This is a genomic window from Clostridium liquoris (assembly GCF_002995785.1).
GTDB classification, from domain to species: Bacteria; Bacillota; Clostridia; order Clostridiales; family Clostridiaceae; genus Clostridium_AO; species Clostridium_AO liquoris.
In genome coordinates this window covers 1-17,177 of record NZ_PVXO01000016.1, presented here as the reverse complement: position 1 = coordinate 17,177, position 17,177 = coordinate 1, and the positions used below count along the sequence as shown (strand labels likewise).

Here is a 17,177-nt window from a genome sequence, read left to right as displayed (position 1 = left end):
AAAAAATTAAGGGGATAAGTACGCCCTTTCGGGCCGCGGGCGAAGCCCTATTGGATAAAATTTTCAACTGAATTTATAATGGGAAAAATTCAAAAAATAAATTGCCCACTTTAACTTGACACAAACTGAATAATAGATTGAATTTATGACAAAGCTATAATATAATAAAATAGAAGGAGAGGATTGATCATGAAAAATACAAATTTAATAAGCACAAGATTTAAAAAGCTACGTGAAGGTAGTAATTTAACTCAAGCGCAAATAGCAAAATTTTTAAATATTGATCAAAGTTACATCTCTAAGTTTGAAAAGGGAGAACGAAATTTAAGCGTAGATTTATTGGAGAAAATATGTGATTTATTTGGGTGTAATCTAAAATATTTTGAAGATGAAAATGAGGAATATAAACCTATGTCAATTGCATTTCGTTCAAGTAGTCTACAAAATGAAGATTTAGAAGCAATAGCTGCAATAAATAAGATTGCACTTAATGTTAGGTTTATTAATTCAATGTTGGAGGAGGATAATATTGAAGAGTAGTATTGAATTGAATTCAAATGCATTAAAAATGAGAAAAATATTAAATGAAGACTCTTCCTCACCAATAGATATTTTTTCATTAATTAATAATTTAAAGAGTGTTACTTTAATATTTTATCCAATGTCTGATAGAATAAGTGGTATGTGCATTAGAGAAGAAAGTAGCAAAATAATCGGGATAAATTCAAATATGTCTTATGGAAGACAAAGGTTTACTGCAGCTCATGAATTATATCATTTGTTTTTTGAAAAAAAATTTAAAAGTGTAATATGTGAAAAGGAAATTGGTGAATCAAAGTCAGATAGCGAAAAAGAGGCAGATAAATTTGCTTCATATCTTTTAGCACCTTATGATTCATTAAGAAATTATTTAGAAGAAAATAATATACTGGATAATCATAAGTTGACTATAGAAGATGTAATAAATATGGAACAGTATTATCAATTAAGTCATCAAGCAATGTTATATAGGTTGGCATCTGATGGGTATTGTGATTGGGATACATTTGAAAATTTTAAAATATCGGTTTCACAAAAAGCTATAAGATTAGGATATGATGATAAACTATATAAGGCATCTCAGGAAGAAAGAAAGTATTTTTCGATTGGTGAATATGTTAAAAAAGTAGAAGAATTAAAGCAAAAAGATTTAATTTCAAATGGAAAGTATGAAGAGTTAATGTTAGATGGGTTTAGAGCAGATATAGTTTATAATTTAGGAAATGAAGGGATAGAATTAAATGACTGATAAGTATTTTTTTGATACCGATTGTTTATCTGCTTTCTTAATTCTAATGGAATTTAATCTTGTTTCAACATCATCAATATCTTCATAATCCTGAATAAAAACACAATTTTATTAAGAAATTAATTCTTGAATCATTTTAAGTCTATCTTGTGGCAGGGCAGTTCTACGTTGCCACCACCTTCCTTTTGTTCATAACACCCGAGGATCGTTGCGAGCTAAGCGAGCTCGCTAAGTCAGAAATAAATAAGCTATATATTCTAATTACTTTGTTTTTTAGCTTTTTCTATAGGGGTTATATCTCTTAGGTATTTAAGTTTATTCCTTCCTTCCATTTTTACAAGCATATCATTAGTACATCTTATGGAATATTTCCACCCAATCTTATCTATGAATTTAAATAAATCTATGCTTTTAAAACCTCTATCCCCAAGCAATATAACTTTATAATTATATGAGCTAAAAATATCATTAAGCTCTTTTATTCCTTTGCATCTGTGAAATCATCCTTTAGTCTCTTTTAAATATCTGAAATTACTACTGATTTTGATAGAAGTATCCCTATGATTATATAAATTAGATTTTTTAATCTTTTACTTGTTATGGGTAAAATTTCGTGTAGCATTTTTTCTAATTCTACTGTAATATATTCTTGGTGATTTAACCCTTGGTTAACTTGTTCTTTTCACTATCCATAGCTCAGGCTTCCCTTATTTATTCTTTATTATTTTTTATTTATTCTTTGGAAACATCTCCCCCCAAAAAGACATAAAGGACACAAAGTGTCCTTTAAAAATATTAAATATATATTCTATTTTTCATCCAGCGGTATGCTTTAGCTATATTTATGATTTTTATGATTTGAATTTTATTGAAATATTATTAGTCTTTGACTTAAAATTGTTAATTGTTTAATTTCTGTTCATCTATTTAAATTTGAGCAGGAAGGTTTCCCTTCCTGCTCTTTACTTATTATTTACATATCTCCCCAGGAGCCTGGCCCCTTTGCAAGAAATGTTTTCCCAGACCTGCTATTGTGGTAATGCGTTATATATAAAGCATTTTCCGTCCTTTTGGACTATTTGCCACCTATTTTCTTTATTGCCATCTCCTGATTTAAATATTACATTTGTCATGTTATCTTTTGTTTCAATAGTACATTGTTTAACTATTTCGTCCGAGTTTTTATACTGTTTACCAAACTTATCAACTAAATTTACTTTGTTTCTTGCTTCTTCAAATTTTTCCTTTGAAGCAACTCTATCTGGAAGTAAGAAAAGTGCCTTATAATCTTCATAAGTACCTTTTTTGAAATAAACACTATCTATTAACTTCTTTACTGTATCTTGTGCAACTTCTGACTTTACAGGCTTAACACCTTTCATAGCGACTTTTTCCTCTCCTTGTTTTTTGGATAATCCTTTAGCATCTTCTGCATTTTCATTGTTTTGTTGTTCTACTTGTTTACTAACATCTGAAGTATTAACCTTTTTATAAGTTTTATAACCTAATAAAGCTACTATAATTACAATAATGCTAAGTATAAATATAAAATGCTTCTTTTTCATAACTCATCACCCCATTATTACATATTATCATAATCCATGAATTTCAACAATAGAAAATGCATCCCACACTTTGTATTAAAAACAAAAAGAATAGAAGAGTATCCCAAAAGATACTCTCAATATTGATTTGATTATTCTATTTTCCGACCAGCGTATGGCATGACTATTTTATGACTTAAAGATATTTAAGATATGATAGTAAAATTTTATCCGTCCATTTATTTAAATTTGAGAAAGAAGGTTACTCTTCCTCCTCTTTACTTCTTATTTACATATTCCCCCAAGGGTCTGACCCTTTTGCGAGGAATGCTTTTCCGAGCCTGCTTAAGCCTATTTTAAATTATTTATTTACTACTACAGCAGCTGCTTTATTTCCAGCAAGGTCTGAAATGAACATATTTCCATCAGCGTTAACTTTTAATTCAACTGAAACTGGTACATTTAGGTTTCCAACATTATCAAAGTTATCAGCTGTTGTTACAACAATTTGATTCTTGTTTACTGAATCAACAGTTGCATTTGCTAATGAAACCACTTTACCATTTGCAGTAATCTTAAAGTTTGATGCAAGTTGAGTCATATCAGTAGTAGTTAATTCAACTGTTTCTGGGAATGTAAGAACTAACTTGTTAGAATCCTTAACTTCAACTTTTGCAAGCTTTGGTTGGGTATTATCTGTTAATTTTACTATATCTGTTACAGGCATCATTTTGTATCCTGATTTATTAGCTACACCTGATACTGCAAAATCTTGTCCACCAGTTAATGTAATTACATTGTCTGGAAGAGTGATTAATGCAAATTTTTCAGCACCAGTTGAAACATTATTATCATTATCAGCATTATCTATATCTACTTGTCTAAATTCTATTGTTGTTCCTGTTGGTAATACTTTTCCACCTAATAAGTAATTATTTTTGTTTGTTACTGTTGTTGAATCTATTTCTCCATCAAATACAACAACTATTTGATTATCTTTTATTGTTACAGCATTTGTATCTTTTACTTTTTTAGCAAAGTCTGCAGTTGCATCTTTAACTTCAGCTCCTGAGATTATTAATCCCTTCGTAGTTTGTGGAACAGTACCTGCAGCTGTTGTTGCTCCTGGAACTGTGTAATCTACTGTTCTTCCTACAAATGGATGTGCTCCATCAAGAAGAACATAATCAGGAGTAGAATCTTCTGTTATATCTTCTTCTGCATCCTTAACTACTCCGTCAGGTAATACTATTGTATATTTTGTTCCTGGAATTAAATCCTTTGTACCGTCAGTTGTTAACATTTTTTCATTTGTTACTTTTAATACTAATGTTTTTCCGTCAGCACATGTTGGTGTTACTTCTTCAGAATATGTCACTCCATCTTTATCAGTATATTTAACTGTAACTGGTTTACTTATACCATCTTTATCTACTGCAAATTCAACAAGTCCATTACCATCTGTTATAAATGGTGCGTCAGTGAACTCAACTGCTATTTCGCCAGCTGTTGCAGTCTTAGCTATTTTCAAGCTTCCATCTGCTTTTCTTGCTATTACTGGAGCTGTTGTATCTTTCTTAAATGCAAGTGATGTTGTATATTCTTTTCCTGCCTTGACAGCATTTTCATAGTTGGAAACTACTATGTCTTTTGTTATTACATTTGCTCCCTTGTATGATAACTTAGCAGCATCAACATCTGCTGTAGCATCTACTGTTACAACCCATTCAGTATGTGCTGGAACTGTAGCTGTTTTAGGCATCTCCTTTGCTACTATTTTCTTGCCTATACCGAAATCATTATTTGTTAAAGGCATATCAACATATGCGCCTTTTTTGTCGTTTGCTGTAGCATCATATGCTCCGTTTTTAATTGTCAAAATTGTACCTGTTGTTGATCCAATTCCAACACCTGTAGTATTGAATACTACCTTGAATGCATTGTCAGCAACCTGAACAACATTATTAATCACTGGTGCTACTCCTGTTTCAGGATCTGCAGGATCAGCTATTGTAAATGAAAGTGTCTGTGCATTATTTGACAACAAGTTGCCGTTCAAGTCTACTGCACCAACTATAGCTACTGTATGAGTTCCTTTAGCTAATTTATCTACTGCTACATTAGCTAATTCTTGTGAGCCTACAGTTGTAGGAGCAACACCGCCAACATAAGCAACATCTGTTATATCAGCTACTGGAACCTCATTTCCATCAATGTATATCTTAGCTTTGCTTTCGCCAACAGCTGTTAAGCTTTGTACTGGTTCACTAAATTTAAGATTTAACTTCATATTGGTAGGTGTTTTTGTATCTACTAATATTTTTGAGTCTGTATTTCCAACACTTACTACTGGTCTATCATTATCAACTAATAATTGTTGTACATAAGATACATCACTGTATTTTCCAGTTGCATCAAGAACATTTCTTGCTTCAACTTCATAGTTTTCATTTAATTTTAAGCCAAGACCTTTTCCTGATGTAGCAGCATAAGCATTATCTGTAGTTATTAAACTTCCATCTGTTGATTCAATTACTACTGATTTAGCATCTGAAGAAACAGTTGCTGTCCAGTTTCCTGTTCCAACTAATTTTGCAATTGAGTTCGTAGCAATGTCACCAGTTACTTCATTTGGCATTGCAATATATAATTTGTTTAACAAGTCATTCATTGGGTAAGTTCCATCTGCATTTGGAACAATTCCAGTTACGTCTATAGCTTTGTTGAAGTTAACTTGTAATTGTCTTAAGTTAAGAGCTTTTACGCTATTTATCTTTAATTGAGTGAAATCATAATCTTTTGTTGCTCCATTAACAGTTAAAGTACCTTTGTTATTATCAAGGCTTGTTCCTAATGTTAATGTGTAGATTGTATTATAGCTTCCTTTTTCAACTTTTGTAACTGTATTTCCGGCTACTGTAAAGTCTTTTGCTGTTAAATCAGCTGCTGGTGCTTTATCTAAAACTACAGTTACAGTATTAGGGGTAATAGCACAAAACCACCTATTCTTACTTACATATTATAAAACTCTCTAGCCCTGCATTAAATCAGGCTATCACATCTATCTTAAATACCCTTAGTAGTTCTAATCTATATAATAAATGGAGTCTATTAATATAAGTGAAATTATAAGCTTATTATTAGCAAAGGTATTATATAGTTTTGTTATTTGGTCAGCATAAGGGGGTATAGGTATATCAAAAGGAGGTTTTATAACATGTTATTAAGTCGAGGGATACAAGAATTTATAATTTATATGCAACTGACAGACAGATCAAGACAAACCATTATAGGTTATAGAAAAGAGTTAACCTATTTTGATAATTTTCTTAGTATCAAATACAACTGCCCTATGTATATAGATGATATTGAGCTGAAGGATATAGAAGATTATTTTTTGAACCAAAAGATGAGGGACATAGCATCTTCTAGTAGAAATCGTTCTATTTATATTTTAAGAAGTTTTTATAATTATTGTATCAAGAAAGATATTGTAAAGAAAAACATAGCTGCTTTAGTAGAGCCAGTAAAAGTAAAACAAAAAGAAAGAGATTTTTTAACAGAAGAGGAGTTTGAATCTCTTGTAAAGGTAATCAGGAATCCAGTTATTAAAACATTGGTACAGACTATGTTCTATACAGGTGGAAGGATATCAGAGGTAATTCATTTAAAACTTCAGGATGTGAATTTAGAAAATAAAGTAATTCACATCATTGAAGGCAAAGGTGGGAAGAATAGGAATATTCCAATCAATGACAAGCTTTATAATATACTACAGAACTATTTAAAAAACATAAGAGAAGCGGACTCTGATAGATTTTTTGCTTTGAAGAGAACTGGGAAAGTTTCTGCTGCATATGTAAATAGGGTTATTAAAGAAGCAGCCTATGACATTGGAATAGAAAAAGATGTATCAGCCCATGTGCTGAGACATTCTTTTGGAACTAATCTTTTAGAAAAAGGAGCTTCAGTGGTAAGCATTCAGAAATTACTAGGTCATGCAAACCTAGCAGTAACCTCAAGGTATCTACATCAGGATATGAATAAACTAAGTGATGCAGTAAATCTTTTATAGGAGGGAAAGTATGGGACCAATTTATGATTCAAAGGTAAATAAGATAATGGAATTACTAAAATTTAAAACAAGGGATGAAGCAGCAGAAGAATTAGGTTATAGAAATTATAAGAGTTTAGATATGTATATGAGGAGAAAGAATTTTAGATATGATGGAGATAGTGGTCAGTATGTGCTAAAGGAAGATGCAATAGATAAATTAAATAAAGATCTTAAGAGCTATGCACCTACAAAGGTAGTGAATATCATCACTGCCTTTGAAAAAGTTAATCCTGACCCTATGTTTATTGCAAAGCAAGGGGGATTTAAAGACCATAAAGAAATGGCAGAATATATGGCTAATAAGGGTTATGAATGGAATGTTTATAAAAACAATTATGTAAAGACCATAGGAAAGGCAGAAGAAAAAACAGCAGATGAAGTAATAAATGAAACAGTAACAACTCAGAATCCACTAACAGATATAGATGAATACATTCCATTTATCCAATTTCTATATGAGAAAAGAGGTGATATTTATCAGCTGTTATCAGGAACTAAAGAATATGGAACCATACCAAGATACGTAGTGCCGGGACTTGTCCGAACTAAAGCCATTTATATGAGTGATATGGTGGCAAAACTTACTGCAGAATTTAGCAAAGAAAAGAACATCAGCCAAAGGGAGATAGTGGAGGGAGCACTCATAGAATACCTACAGAAGTATGGATTTAAAAGAGAAATAGAGACGCTTCTTTCGCAAGGGTAACTAAATTTAACTCAGGGTCAGACCCCTGGGAAAATGTGTAAGATGGGTGCTAACGCACATAGACCGAAGGTTGATGGATGAAATTCTCTAATACTTATATGTAATATGAATAAGTAATATCCATAGATTCTATAAGAGAATATTATACATATGTAAAAAATATTAATAATATAAAAACTGAGAAAGATTTAAACAAATATGTTTCTAATATAGATGTTCCCAATTTCTAATGAATTAAAGAGGAAAGGAAACCTTCCTCCTTAACGTGAACTATTTGTGTAAAATATATGCAAGTTTGATATAATATAAACAGAACCTTTATTTTGGAGGGATTGCGTATGAAACGAATACCATATGGTATTTCTAATTTTGAAGTTTTAAGAGAAAAAAATTATCTCTATGTGGATAAAACATCCTATATAGAGTTGCTAGATAACTATGCACCTTATCAGTTCTTCATAAGACCAAGAAGATTTGGGAAAAGTTTATTTATATCAATGCTTGAAAACTATTATGACATAAATAAGAAAGATAAATTTGAAAAATTATTTGGAGATTTATATATAGGTAAAAACCCCACAGAAGAAAGAAATAAATTTTTAGTTTGGAAAATAAGTTTTGCCGGTATAGATGCAGGTCATGGAGAAGAAGAACTTAGAAACAGTTTTAATTTTAAAGTTGCATCATCAGCAAGAGAATTTCTGTATAAATACGAAGAACTATTAGGCGAAAATAAATTACCATTTGAAAATATTAGTGCAGAAATGATAGTAGCTCATATAAGTATGCTTTGTAAAATTAATGACAAACAAGTATTTCTTCTAATAGATGAATATGATAACTTTGCCAATGAACTAATTACAGGAGGAAAACAAAATACCTATGGCAGTATACTTCATGGAGAAGGTTTTGTTAAAGTATTCTATAAAGCATTAAAGGATGCAACCATGGACAACTTTAACAGGATATTTATGACGGGGGTAAGTCCTATAATGCTAGATGACTTAACCAGCGGATTTAACATAACTAGAAATTACACATTAGATGAAAATCTTAATGCCATGATGGGTTTTACACGTAAAGAATTATCCTGGATTATGGATGAAGTGAATATAAAGACTCCAGAACTTAGAGAAAAGATTTGTACTGATATGACTACTTACTATGATGGATATAAATTTAATGAAAATAGTAAATCAGTTTTTAATCCAGATATGTCAATGTATTTTTTAGATAATTATTTAGTATATAATCGTTATCCAAAAGAAATGATAGATAACAATGTAAAAACTGATTATGGTAAAATTAATCAATTAGCTTATAATTTTAATGATAAAGAAGCCTTAGAGGAAATAATGACTACAGGGGAAACCTCTACTATTTTAATAGATAGATTTAATATTCATACTATGTACAGTGTAAAAGAAAATTTTAAATCCCTATTGTTCTATCTTGGTATGCTTACTATAAAAGGGCAAGGCCCTCTTGGTACAGAACTTAGAATACCTAACTATGTTATAAAAACAATCTATTGGGAGCAGCATTTTCAAAACATAAATGAAAAATATAATATTCAAATACAAGACATAAGAATAGCAGTTAATGAAATGAGAATGCATGGCAGCATTGAGCCTTTAGTACAGATTGTAAAAAGAATATTAGAGGATTTATCAAACAGAGATTTAATTCAAATGGATGAAAAAAGTATAAAAATGATGCTTCTTACTCTTTTAGGTGTAGATAGCACTTATTTTATACAAAGTGAAGCGGAAAATAGCAAAGGCTATGTAGATATAATGCTGAAAAGAAAAATTCAGTTTAAAGATATAACTAAATTTCAGTGGATTATTGAGCTGAAATATATAAAAGAAAGTGAAAGGAATACTTTAGAAAGAGTTAAACAAGATGGATTACAGCAGCTTCAAGGTTATTCGGAAAGTAAAATGGTTCAGGAAGAGCTGGAAACAGAAAATTTTAAAAAAATGCTCATTATTGTGGTGGGCAAAAAAGATATTCATACTGTGGAATTAAGGGGAAAAATTTAAAGAATAAATTACCAAATTTAATTTGGCACAACAATTAGAAAAATTTAATTGCAATTACAGCATAATTATGCTATAATTAGGACATAATATTAATAAAGGGGCTGATATTATGCCTGAAATTAGACCGATAAAAGATTTAAGGAATACAACTGAGATTTCTGAGATTTGTCATAAAACTAAAGAACCTATTTTTATAACAAAGAATGGCTATGGTGATTTAGTAGTTATGAGTATGGAAACATATGAAAGAAAGTTAGCTAAAGTAGATTTATATAAAAAATTAGCCGAAGCAGAAAGTCAAATTGAAAACGGAGAAATGTTATTAGATGCTGAAAGCGTTTTTAAAGATTTAAGGGAAAAGTATGTCAAAGAATAATTATAGTCTAAAACTTACCCCAAAAGCCAGTGAGGATTTAGATAAAATATATAGTTATATTTCTAAAGAACTATACGCCGAAAAAGCTGTTAAAAACCTTTTGGAAAAAATAGAAACAAGTATTATGCGACTTAAAGATTTTCCGTTTTCATGTAATTATGTAGTAGATAAGTTTTTAAGAAAGAAAGGCTATAGAAAGTTAATAATAGATAATTACATTGCTTTTTATTTAGTAAATCAAAAAGAACAGCAAGTAATTATAATGCGTGTTTTATATGGTAGGCAAGAATACCAAGATTTGCTTTAAAAAATAATCTAATTTAAACATCTGTTAGGCAGGTGTTTTTTTATGTCCAAAGGTAGATGAGATGAGTGGTAAAGGGAAATGAAAGTAATTTTATTCATTATAACAGATATATGATAAATATAGTAAGGGGTGTGATTTATGGATTATAATTTATTAGATAAACATTTAGAAGAGATGCAGCCTTATTTTAAAAAATGGTTCAGGGAATATAACATTATGTTGCTTACTCCTAGTCTTGAGAGTGCTAAATATGAAGTGTTAATTGATGCTACATTTAATCCTAAAGATGCAATATGTCAGCAATATATGTATTCTATTTATAATGCATTTCATGAATTGATAAAAACTTATTGCTATTCAGCTTCAGCGTATTTAATAGAAAAAGAGCTCAAAGAGCAAGGGGAAATTGGTTGGAGTAATTATTGGAAGTATGAAATTAAGAATTACTACTTCAGAAGTATAATTCCTAGATATTTTTCGATTTTAGACTATATAGCTGTTATGATAAATGAAATATCCAAACAAAGCTTAATATCAAATATTAAAAATGTTAATTTTCAAAACATGAAGGAGAAATTATTAACAGTTGAAGATGAGGACAAAGCAGGATGGTTAACTGGAAAAGATATTAAAGAAATTAATGAAATACTTGAATATGTCTATGTTGATATTACCGATGAAGAAAAAGAAATATTAAGACCATATAGAAATAAAGAAACGCATAGATATTTAGTAGGTATTGATGAAATGACAGTTTCCATTCATAGAAGAAAACTACCAGAAGAAGAGAAAAAGTTATTTGAAGCAAAAGGCGATTATGTTTATAGCTTTAAAGGGAAACCAGAATTTGAGTTTGCTAAACTGAATACAATTATTGGAAAGCTAATTAATAATTTAGATTTAGTGGTTTCTAAGTTACTGAAGCTAGACATAATGGAGCATGTTTTAATAGTAAGGAAAGATTGTTAGAATGTAATTACTTTTAAATTTTATCTAGAAATACTACTGGGGGGAATAAAGAATTGAAAGCATGAAATGATGGACATCTAATGGGTGTCTATTTTTTATGCTGAAAGAAGGAAAATACATAATAAAATTTTAAGCAATAGTAAGGTTTACTATATGGAAATGTAGACACTCCTATGGTAAAATTGTCATGTGTATGAAATAATTTTGTCGTAAAGGGAGAGAGTTTATGGAAAAGAAAGCTAAGTTTAAATTTAATAAGAAAAAAGTCAGTATTTTTCTAATTATCTTAATAATATTTATATTAGGAGGGGCATATTTCAGCAAAGAAAAGAAGGATTCTTATATAAAAGTAGATACAGCTAAGGTGTCAAAAAAGAAAATAGTACAAACTGCTTCAGCTACTGGTAATATTGAAGCCAATTATAGAAACGAAATAGCATTAAATCCGGCTCAAAAGGTTGGAAAGGTTTTAGTAAAGGAAGGACAAGCTGTAAAAAAAGGGGATATAGTAGTTGAATTAGATTCATCAGATTTCAAAAATCAGCTGGAAAAACAAAAAATCAATCTTGAAAATGCCAATAATATTTTAAATCAATTACAAGGTACAAGTATAGTAAATGAAAAGAATAATGCGAAGAATTCAGTTTCACAATCAGAAATAGCATTACAGAATGCCAAAAATAACTATGATGTTGTAAATAAAAAATATTTACAAACTAAGACTTTATTTCAGCAAGGTCATGTATCAAAAAATGAATTTGAAGCTGCTGGAAAATCATTAACAGATGCTGAAAATGCAATAAAAACTGCACAACTTTCATTGAATAATGCAAAAAATTCACTATCAAATTTAGATGTAAATAATAATAATAAAATAGTAAATCAAAGGAATCAGATAGCACTTATAAAAACAGATATAGCTAGTTTACAAGATAAAATTGAACAATGTAATATAAAAACAGATGTAGATGGAAAAGTTGTAAAAAATAATGCAAAAGAAAATCAATATCCTAAGGCTGGGGATTCAATTATAATTGATGATACATCCAAATATAAACTTTCTTTAGATGTAAGTCAGTATGATGCTGTTAATATTAAAAAAGGACAAAAGGCAGCCATAAAAATAAAAGGTATAGACAAAATATACTCTGGTGTAGTTACAGATATAGGAAATATAGCACAAGCAAAAATTAATACTACTGGTGGAGACCAGGAATTTAAAGTTAATGTTAAAGTCACTTTTGACAATGCAGATGCACTTATAAAAGCAGGCTATGAAGGAAGTGCAGATATTGTTTTAAATGAAAAACCTTCATCCATAGCAATTGGTTTTGATGGAGTAAAGGAAGATAGAGCTGCAAAGAAAAAATATGTATATGTGGTGGATGGCAATAAGGTTTCAAAAAAATATATTAAAACAGGTTTAGAATCAGAATATGATGTAGAGGTTTTAGAAGGGCTTGAAGAAGGGGAAATCTATGTAATAAATCCTCCTGAAAAACTTAAAGAAGGTGACTTGGTTTCACTTAAAAAATAATTAAAGGAGGAGTAAATTGTGATTATAAGTCTCAATGACATTGTTAAGGTATATGATACAGGGACAATTAAATTAAAAGCATTAAAAGGAATTAATCTTTCCATAGAAGAAAAAGAGTTTGTTGCTATAATGGGAGCCTCAGGTTCTGGTAAATCAACTCTTATGAATATTTTAGGCTGCCTTGATAAATTAACTTCAGGAAAATATGTTTTGGATGGAGTAGACATATCTTCATTGGATGACAATAGCTTAGCTGAAATAAGAAATAAAAAAATAGGCTTTGTATTTCAGGCTTTTAATTTGCTTCCTAAGCTTACAGCACTGGCTAATGTAGAGCTGCCTATGGTATATGCTGGAGTAGCTAAAAGTGAAAGGGAGGAAAAAGCAAAATTAGCATTAGAAAGAGTTGGACTTTCAAATAGAATTTATCATAAGCCAAATGAATTGTCTGGTGGACAAAAACAAAGAGTTGCTATTGCTAGGGCTTTGGTAAATAATCCATCCATAATACTTGCAGATGAACCTACTGGAAACTTAGACAGTAAATCAAGCGAGGAGATTATGGGTATATTTCAAGAACTAAATGATGAAGGTGTTACTATAGTTATGGTTACTCATGAACCAGATATCGCAATGCATACTAAAAGGGCCGTAGTATTTAAAGATGGGAATATAATATCAGATAACCCTGTAGAGAACAGGATTATAATTAATAGTAAGGAGGGGAATAAATGAATATTTTTGAAAGCTTTCAATCTGCTCTGCAAAGTGTAAGAGCAAATAAGCTAAGATCTTTTCTTACTATGTTAGGTATAATTATAGGTATATCTTCAGTAATTACTATAGTATCCATAGGAGATGGTGCCAAAGATTTCATATCTGGAGAATTTGCAGACTTAGGGACAAACCTAATAAATTTAAAGGTGACTCCACCTGATGATGATATCATAGAAGAAAGAGATTACTTCACTATGGACGATGTGGAAATGCTAAAGGATAATATTCCTGAAATAACCCATGTAATGCCCGAGCTGGTGAGCATGGGATCTTTAAAAACAGAAAAAAAGGCCAAACCTGTAAGAATAGCAGCTATTAATGCTGATGCTCAAAAGGTTTATAATATTAAAATGCTAAATGGCAGATTTTTAAGTGAGCATGATTTAGATACAAGAAAAAATGTAGCAGTAATAGATGAACCTACTGCAAAAAGGTTATTTGGTGATACAGATGTAGCTGGAGAAAAACTAACCCTTAATGTTAGAGATAAATATGTAGATTTAAATATAATAGGTGTTTGTAAAGATCCAAATGGAAGTATGAGCACAGCATTTGGGGACAATATGCCTGGACTTATTTTAATACCAATAACTTTAGGGGATAGATTATTTGTAAATACAGATATATCAACTCTTTCGGTTATTCTTTCAGATATGACTAATGCAACTGAAGTAAGTAATAGAATGATAAGGCTTCTAGAAAACTCTCATAAAAACAAAGATAAGTATTCAGCACAGCAGGGATTTAAGGAACTAGAAACTATAGATAAAGTACTCAGTACATTGACTTTAGTATTAGGAGCTATAGCTGCCATATCTCTTGTAGTTGGAGGCATAGGGGTTATGAATATAATGCTCGTATCCGTAACTGAAAGAACTAGAGAGATAGGCATTAGAAAAGCCATAGGGGCTAAAACCAGTGATATTAAAATTCAATTTTTAATGGAATCCATTATTCTATGTTTAATCGGAGGAACTATAGGAACAGTGCTAGGAATATCCGTTGCAAAACTGGCAGGTAGTTTTATACATGTTTCTGTGCCAATATCCTTAAAAGTAATACTTGTATCCTTTGGGTTCTCTTCCGCAGTTGGTATATTCTTTGGACTATATCCAGCAAATAAGGCTGCAAAATTAGACCCAATAGAAGCCTTAAGATATGAATAGGGGACTGACCCCTGGGACAAAATGGAATCCCAAGGGACTGACCCCTGGGATAAAATGTAAGATATAAACCTACATAATGCTTTAAATTAATAATATATTTACTATTTTTTCATTGCCTCTTTATTATTTGATATTATAATACCTTTAAAACAAATATTATATTTATAAGGTGGGTTAGCTAATGGAGATTACTGATGTACTTAGTAAAATAAATGCACTTAGTGATAAACTACAGGATAAAATAGCACCAGTGGAGATGTTAAGTAAATTCAATGGTGGCAGGTCGGAAGCAGTAGTATGTTTAGTAGAGTATGGGGCTGATAATAAGGTAGGTATTTTAAAGGTAAGCAAGGCTAATGAAAGCGAAGTGTATCATAAAGCCTATGAAATAGCCTCAAAGAATAATATGAATAAATACATAGCCAAACTTATAACTAGCTATGAAATAAAGAATAAAGGTTCTTTATTATATGCTAATCTTTATGATTTAGCAGGGGATCATATATATAAAAGTGAAACCTTTTTAGATAAGGTACTTAATGAAGATGAACTTAAACATAGTATAATTTCTAAAATAACAAAATTTTTATTTACTTGGAATAAAGAACATCAAAAAAGATTCATGTCTCCAATGGATATAGTAAAAGGAGAATTATCCTATAGATATATGGATAAAAAATATGAAGCTGCTTTTGAAGAAATAGGGGTTCCTAAGGATATAAAATGGATATCTTTAGATGGTACAGATAATATAATGCCTAATCCATACTACTTTTTTAATAATGAAGATATATGGAATGGATTAAAGGTAACTTGCTTAACTTCATATGCCCATGGAGATTTTCAAGGAGACAATATTATCATAACGGAAGATAAGCCAATTATAATTGATTTTTGTGATTTATTGGAGGACTGTAATGTATTCCATGATTTAAGATATCTTGAATCCATTACATTAGGAGATTATATGGAAACTAACCTAAATTGTGATAAAGAGCTATGGATTAAAGCCTGCAATAGCTTAAGTGGAGGAATAATCAATATAGATATACCTCAAGGAAAGGGAATGAGCCTTTTAAGGCAGCTTATGCCTATGCTTAGGGAAAATTTAAAGCTAATTGTATCCGATAGCCGTAATGTGATTTATAATCCTTCCTTTTTTTTAGCAGGTACAGCCTGCGGGCTTATAAATATGAGAAAATATAAAGGCATAAATAAGAAAAAGGCAGCTTTTATATATGCAGCTTATAACTTAAAAACGTTCTTAAAGGATGAAGCTGTTAATTTGTTTAATCCAAGCCTAGATTCTTGCATGGTTTTTAACTGGATTAACAAGAAAGGAAACTCATTAGTAACTCTACAGCCAATGGGAGAAACAACCTTCATGGATTCTGAAAAGTTGTTGAAGGTTGTTAAGTAGGTAGGCGGGGACTATATGTAGATAAAACATCCTATATAGAGTTACTAAATACCTTAACCAGCGGATTTAATATAACTAGAAATTACACATTAGATGAAAATCTTAATGCTGTGATGGGTTTTACACGTAAAGAATTGTCCTGGATTATGGATGAAGCTAACATAAAGACTCCAGAGCTTAGAGAAAAAATTTGTACTGATATGGCCACTTACTATGATGGATATAAGTTTAATGATAGAAAGCCTTAGAAAAGGTTAAACAAGATGGATTACAGCAGCTTCAAGGTTATTCAGAAAGTAAAATGGTTCAAGAGGAGCTGGGAACAGAAGACTTAAAAAAAGTGCTCATTATTGTGGCAGGTAAAAAAAATATTTATACTGTAGATTCCGAAAGAGCAATGGATTAATTTTGCTGAAGGATTTTTCCTTCGGCTTTTTTGTTTACAAATACTTAGAGTATAATTTTAGTAGGCAAAAGTAGTAATAATTACTGCTTAAAAAAATTAAAAGGAGATACAAAAAGTACCTCCCATATACATAAAAAATCCATTATAATGTAAGTTGATATGACTATACAAGAAATGGGTGATATTATGTATGATTTAAGTTTAAATGATAAAAAGATAACTTTCAAGGGTTTGGAGAAAAAAATATATAAATATGTATGTGATGAGGCATGCAGGCTTTTAAAAAAGGTGCTAACGCGCCTAGACCGAAGGTTGATGGATGAAAGGGATACTAAAATTTATAGAAATAAAGGGTTAAGATCTACTTGCATAAAGACTATTATGGGAGACGCAGAGTTTGAAAGACGTATATATGAATTTAAAACAGATGATGGGAAAAAAGCTTATAAGTTTTTGTTAGATGAATATTTACATATGGACACAATAGGTCATATCTCAAGTAATTTAGTAGAAAAGATA

General features: G+C 30.4%; 15 protein-coding genes and 1 pseudogene. 14 read left to right on the top strand and 2 right to left on the bottom strand.

Annotated elements, in window-relative coordinates; genetic code table 11:
* The first annotated feature begins 189 nt into the window (after positions 1–189).
* A complete protein-coding gene (locus CLLI_RS03550; protein WP_106062873.1) occupies positions 190–540 on the top strand; it encodes a helix-turn-helix domain-containing protein in 351 nt (116 codons plus the stop codon).
* Positions 530–1,288 carry an ImmA/IrrE family metallo-endopeptidase gene (locus tag CLLI_RS03545; protein WP_106062872.1) on the top strand — a complete coding sequence of 253 codons (759 nt, stop codon included), beginning with the start codon at positions 530–532 and terminating at the stop codon, positions 1,286–1,288. Before CLLI_RS03550 ends, CLLI_RS03545 begins: the two co-directional genes overlap by 11 nt.
* 1,028 nt (positions 1,289–2,316) lie before the next feature.
* On the opposite strand, the gene CLLI_RS03540 is transcribed toward CLLI_RS03545, so the two are convergent.
* Complete coding sequence (locus CLLI_RS03540) at positions 2,317–2,853, bottom strand: hypothetical protein (protein WP_106062871.1); 537 nt, start codon at positions 2,851–2,853, stop codon at positions 2,317–2,319.
* Positions 2,854–3,193: 340 nt separating this feature from the next.
* Complete coding sequence (locus CLLI_RS03535) at positions 3,194–5,503, bottom strand: hypothetical protein (RefSeq protein WP_106062870.1); 2,310 nt, start codon at positions 5,501–5,503, stop codon at positions 3,194–3,196.
* Positions 5,504–6,049: 546 nt separating this feature from the next.
* Between CLLI_RS03535 and CLLI_RS03530 the strand changes: the two genes are divergently transcribed.
* The 12 genes and pseudogenes from CLLI_RS03530 to CLLI_RS03475 all read left to right on the top strand — a co-directional run.
* Entirely contained in the window at positions 6,050–6,907 is an 858-nt protein-coding gene (locus tag CLLI_RS03530; RefSeq protein ID WP_106062869.1) for a tyrosine-type recombinase/integrase, read from the top strand.
* Between the two features lie 10 nt (positions 6,908–6,917).
* On the top strand, positions 6,918–7,655 hold the full coding sequence (locus CLLI_RS03525) for a hypothetical protein (RefSeq protein ID WP_106062868.1): 738 nt from the start codon (positions 6,918–6,920) through the stop codon (positions 7,653–7,655).
* A gap of 338 nt (positions 7,656–7,993) precedes the next feature.
* Positions 7,994–9,700: an ATP-binding protein gene (locus CLLI_RS03520; protein WP_106062867.1), complete on the top strand. Its 1,707-nt coding sequence runs from the start codon at positions 7,994–7,996 to the stop codon at positions 9,698–9,700.
* Between the two features lie 109 nt (positions 9,701–9,809).
* Entirely contained in the window at positions 9,810–10,076 is a 267-nt protein-coding gene (locus CLLI_RS03515; protein WP_106062866.1) for a type II toxin-antitoxin system Phd/YefM family antitoxin, read from the top strand.
* Complete coding sequence (locus CLLI_RS03510) at positions 10,063–10,383, top strand: type II toxin-antitoxin system RelE/ParE family toxin (RefSeq protein WP_106062865.1); 321 nt, start codon at positions 10,063–10,065, stop codon at positions 10,381–10,383. The genes CLLI_RS03515 and CLLI_RS03510 overlap by 14 nt, the downstream gene beginning before the upstream one ends.
* Positions 10,384–10,521: 138 nt before the next feature.
* Positions 10,522–11,352: a hypothetical protein gene (locus CLLI_RS03505; protein ID WP_106062864.1), complete on the top strand. Its 831-nt coding sequence runs from the start codon at positions 10,522–10,524 to the stop codon at positions 11,350–11,352.
* A 226-nt stretch (positions 11,353–11,578) separates the two neighbouring features.
* Entirely contained in the window at positions 11,579–12,889 is a 1,311-nt protein-coding gene (locus CLLI_RS03500) for an HlyD family secretion protein (protein WP_106062863.1), read from the top strand.
* A gap of 18 nt (positions 12,890–12,907) precedes the next feature.
* On the top strand, positions 12,908–13,624 hold the full coding sequence (locus CLLI_RS03495) for an ABC transporter ATP-binding protein (RefSeq protein WP_106062862.1): 717 nt from the start codon (positions 12,908–12,910) through the stop codon (positions 13,622–13,624).
* The gene (locus tag CLLI_RS03490; protein WP_106062861.1) at positions 13,621–14,832 is read left to right on the top strand and encodes an ABC transporter permease; all 1,212 of its coding nucleotides are present in this window, start codon (positions 13,621–13,623) and stop codon (positions 14,830–14,832) included. The genes CLLI_RS03495 and CLLI_RS03490 overlap by 4 nt, the downstream gene beginning before the upstream one ends.
* A gap of 181 nt (positions 14,833–15,013) precedes the next feature.
* Positions 15,014–16,252 (top strand): hypothetical protein, encoded by a 1,239-nt coding sequence (locus CLLI_RS03485; RefSeq protein ID WP_106062860.1) that lies wholly within the window; start codon positions 15,014–15,016, stop codon positions 16,250–16,252.
* 41 nt (positions 16,253–16,293) lie between these two features.
* A pseudogene (locus CLLI_RS14975) lies at positions 16,294–16,488 on the top strand (hypothetical protein); the annotation flags it as partial.
* Between the two features lie 356 nt (positions 16,489–16,844).
* A partial coding sequence (locus CLLI_RS03475; protein ID WP_207655070.1) for a UPF0236 family transposase-like protein occupies positions 16,845–17,177 on the top strand: 333 nt, incomplete at its 3' end.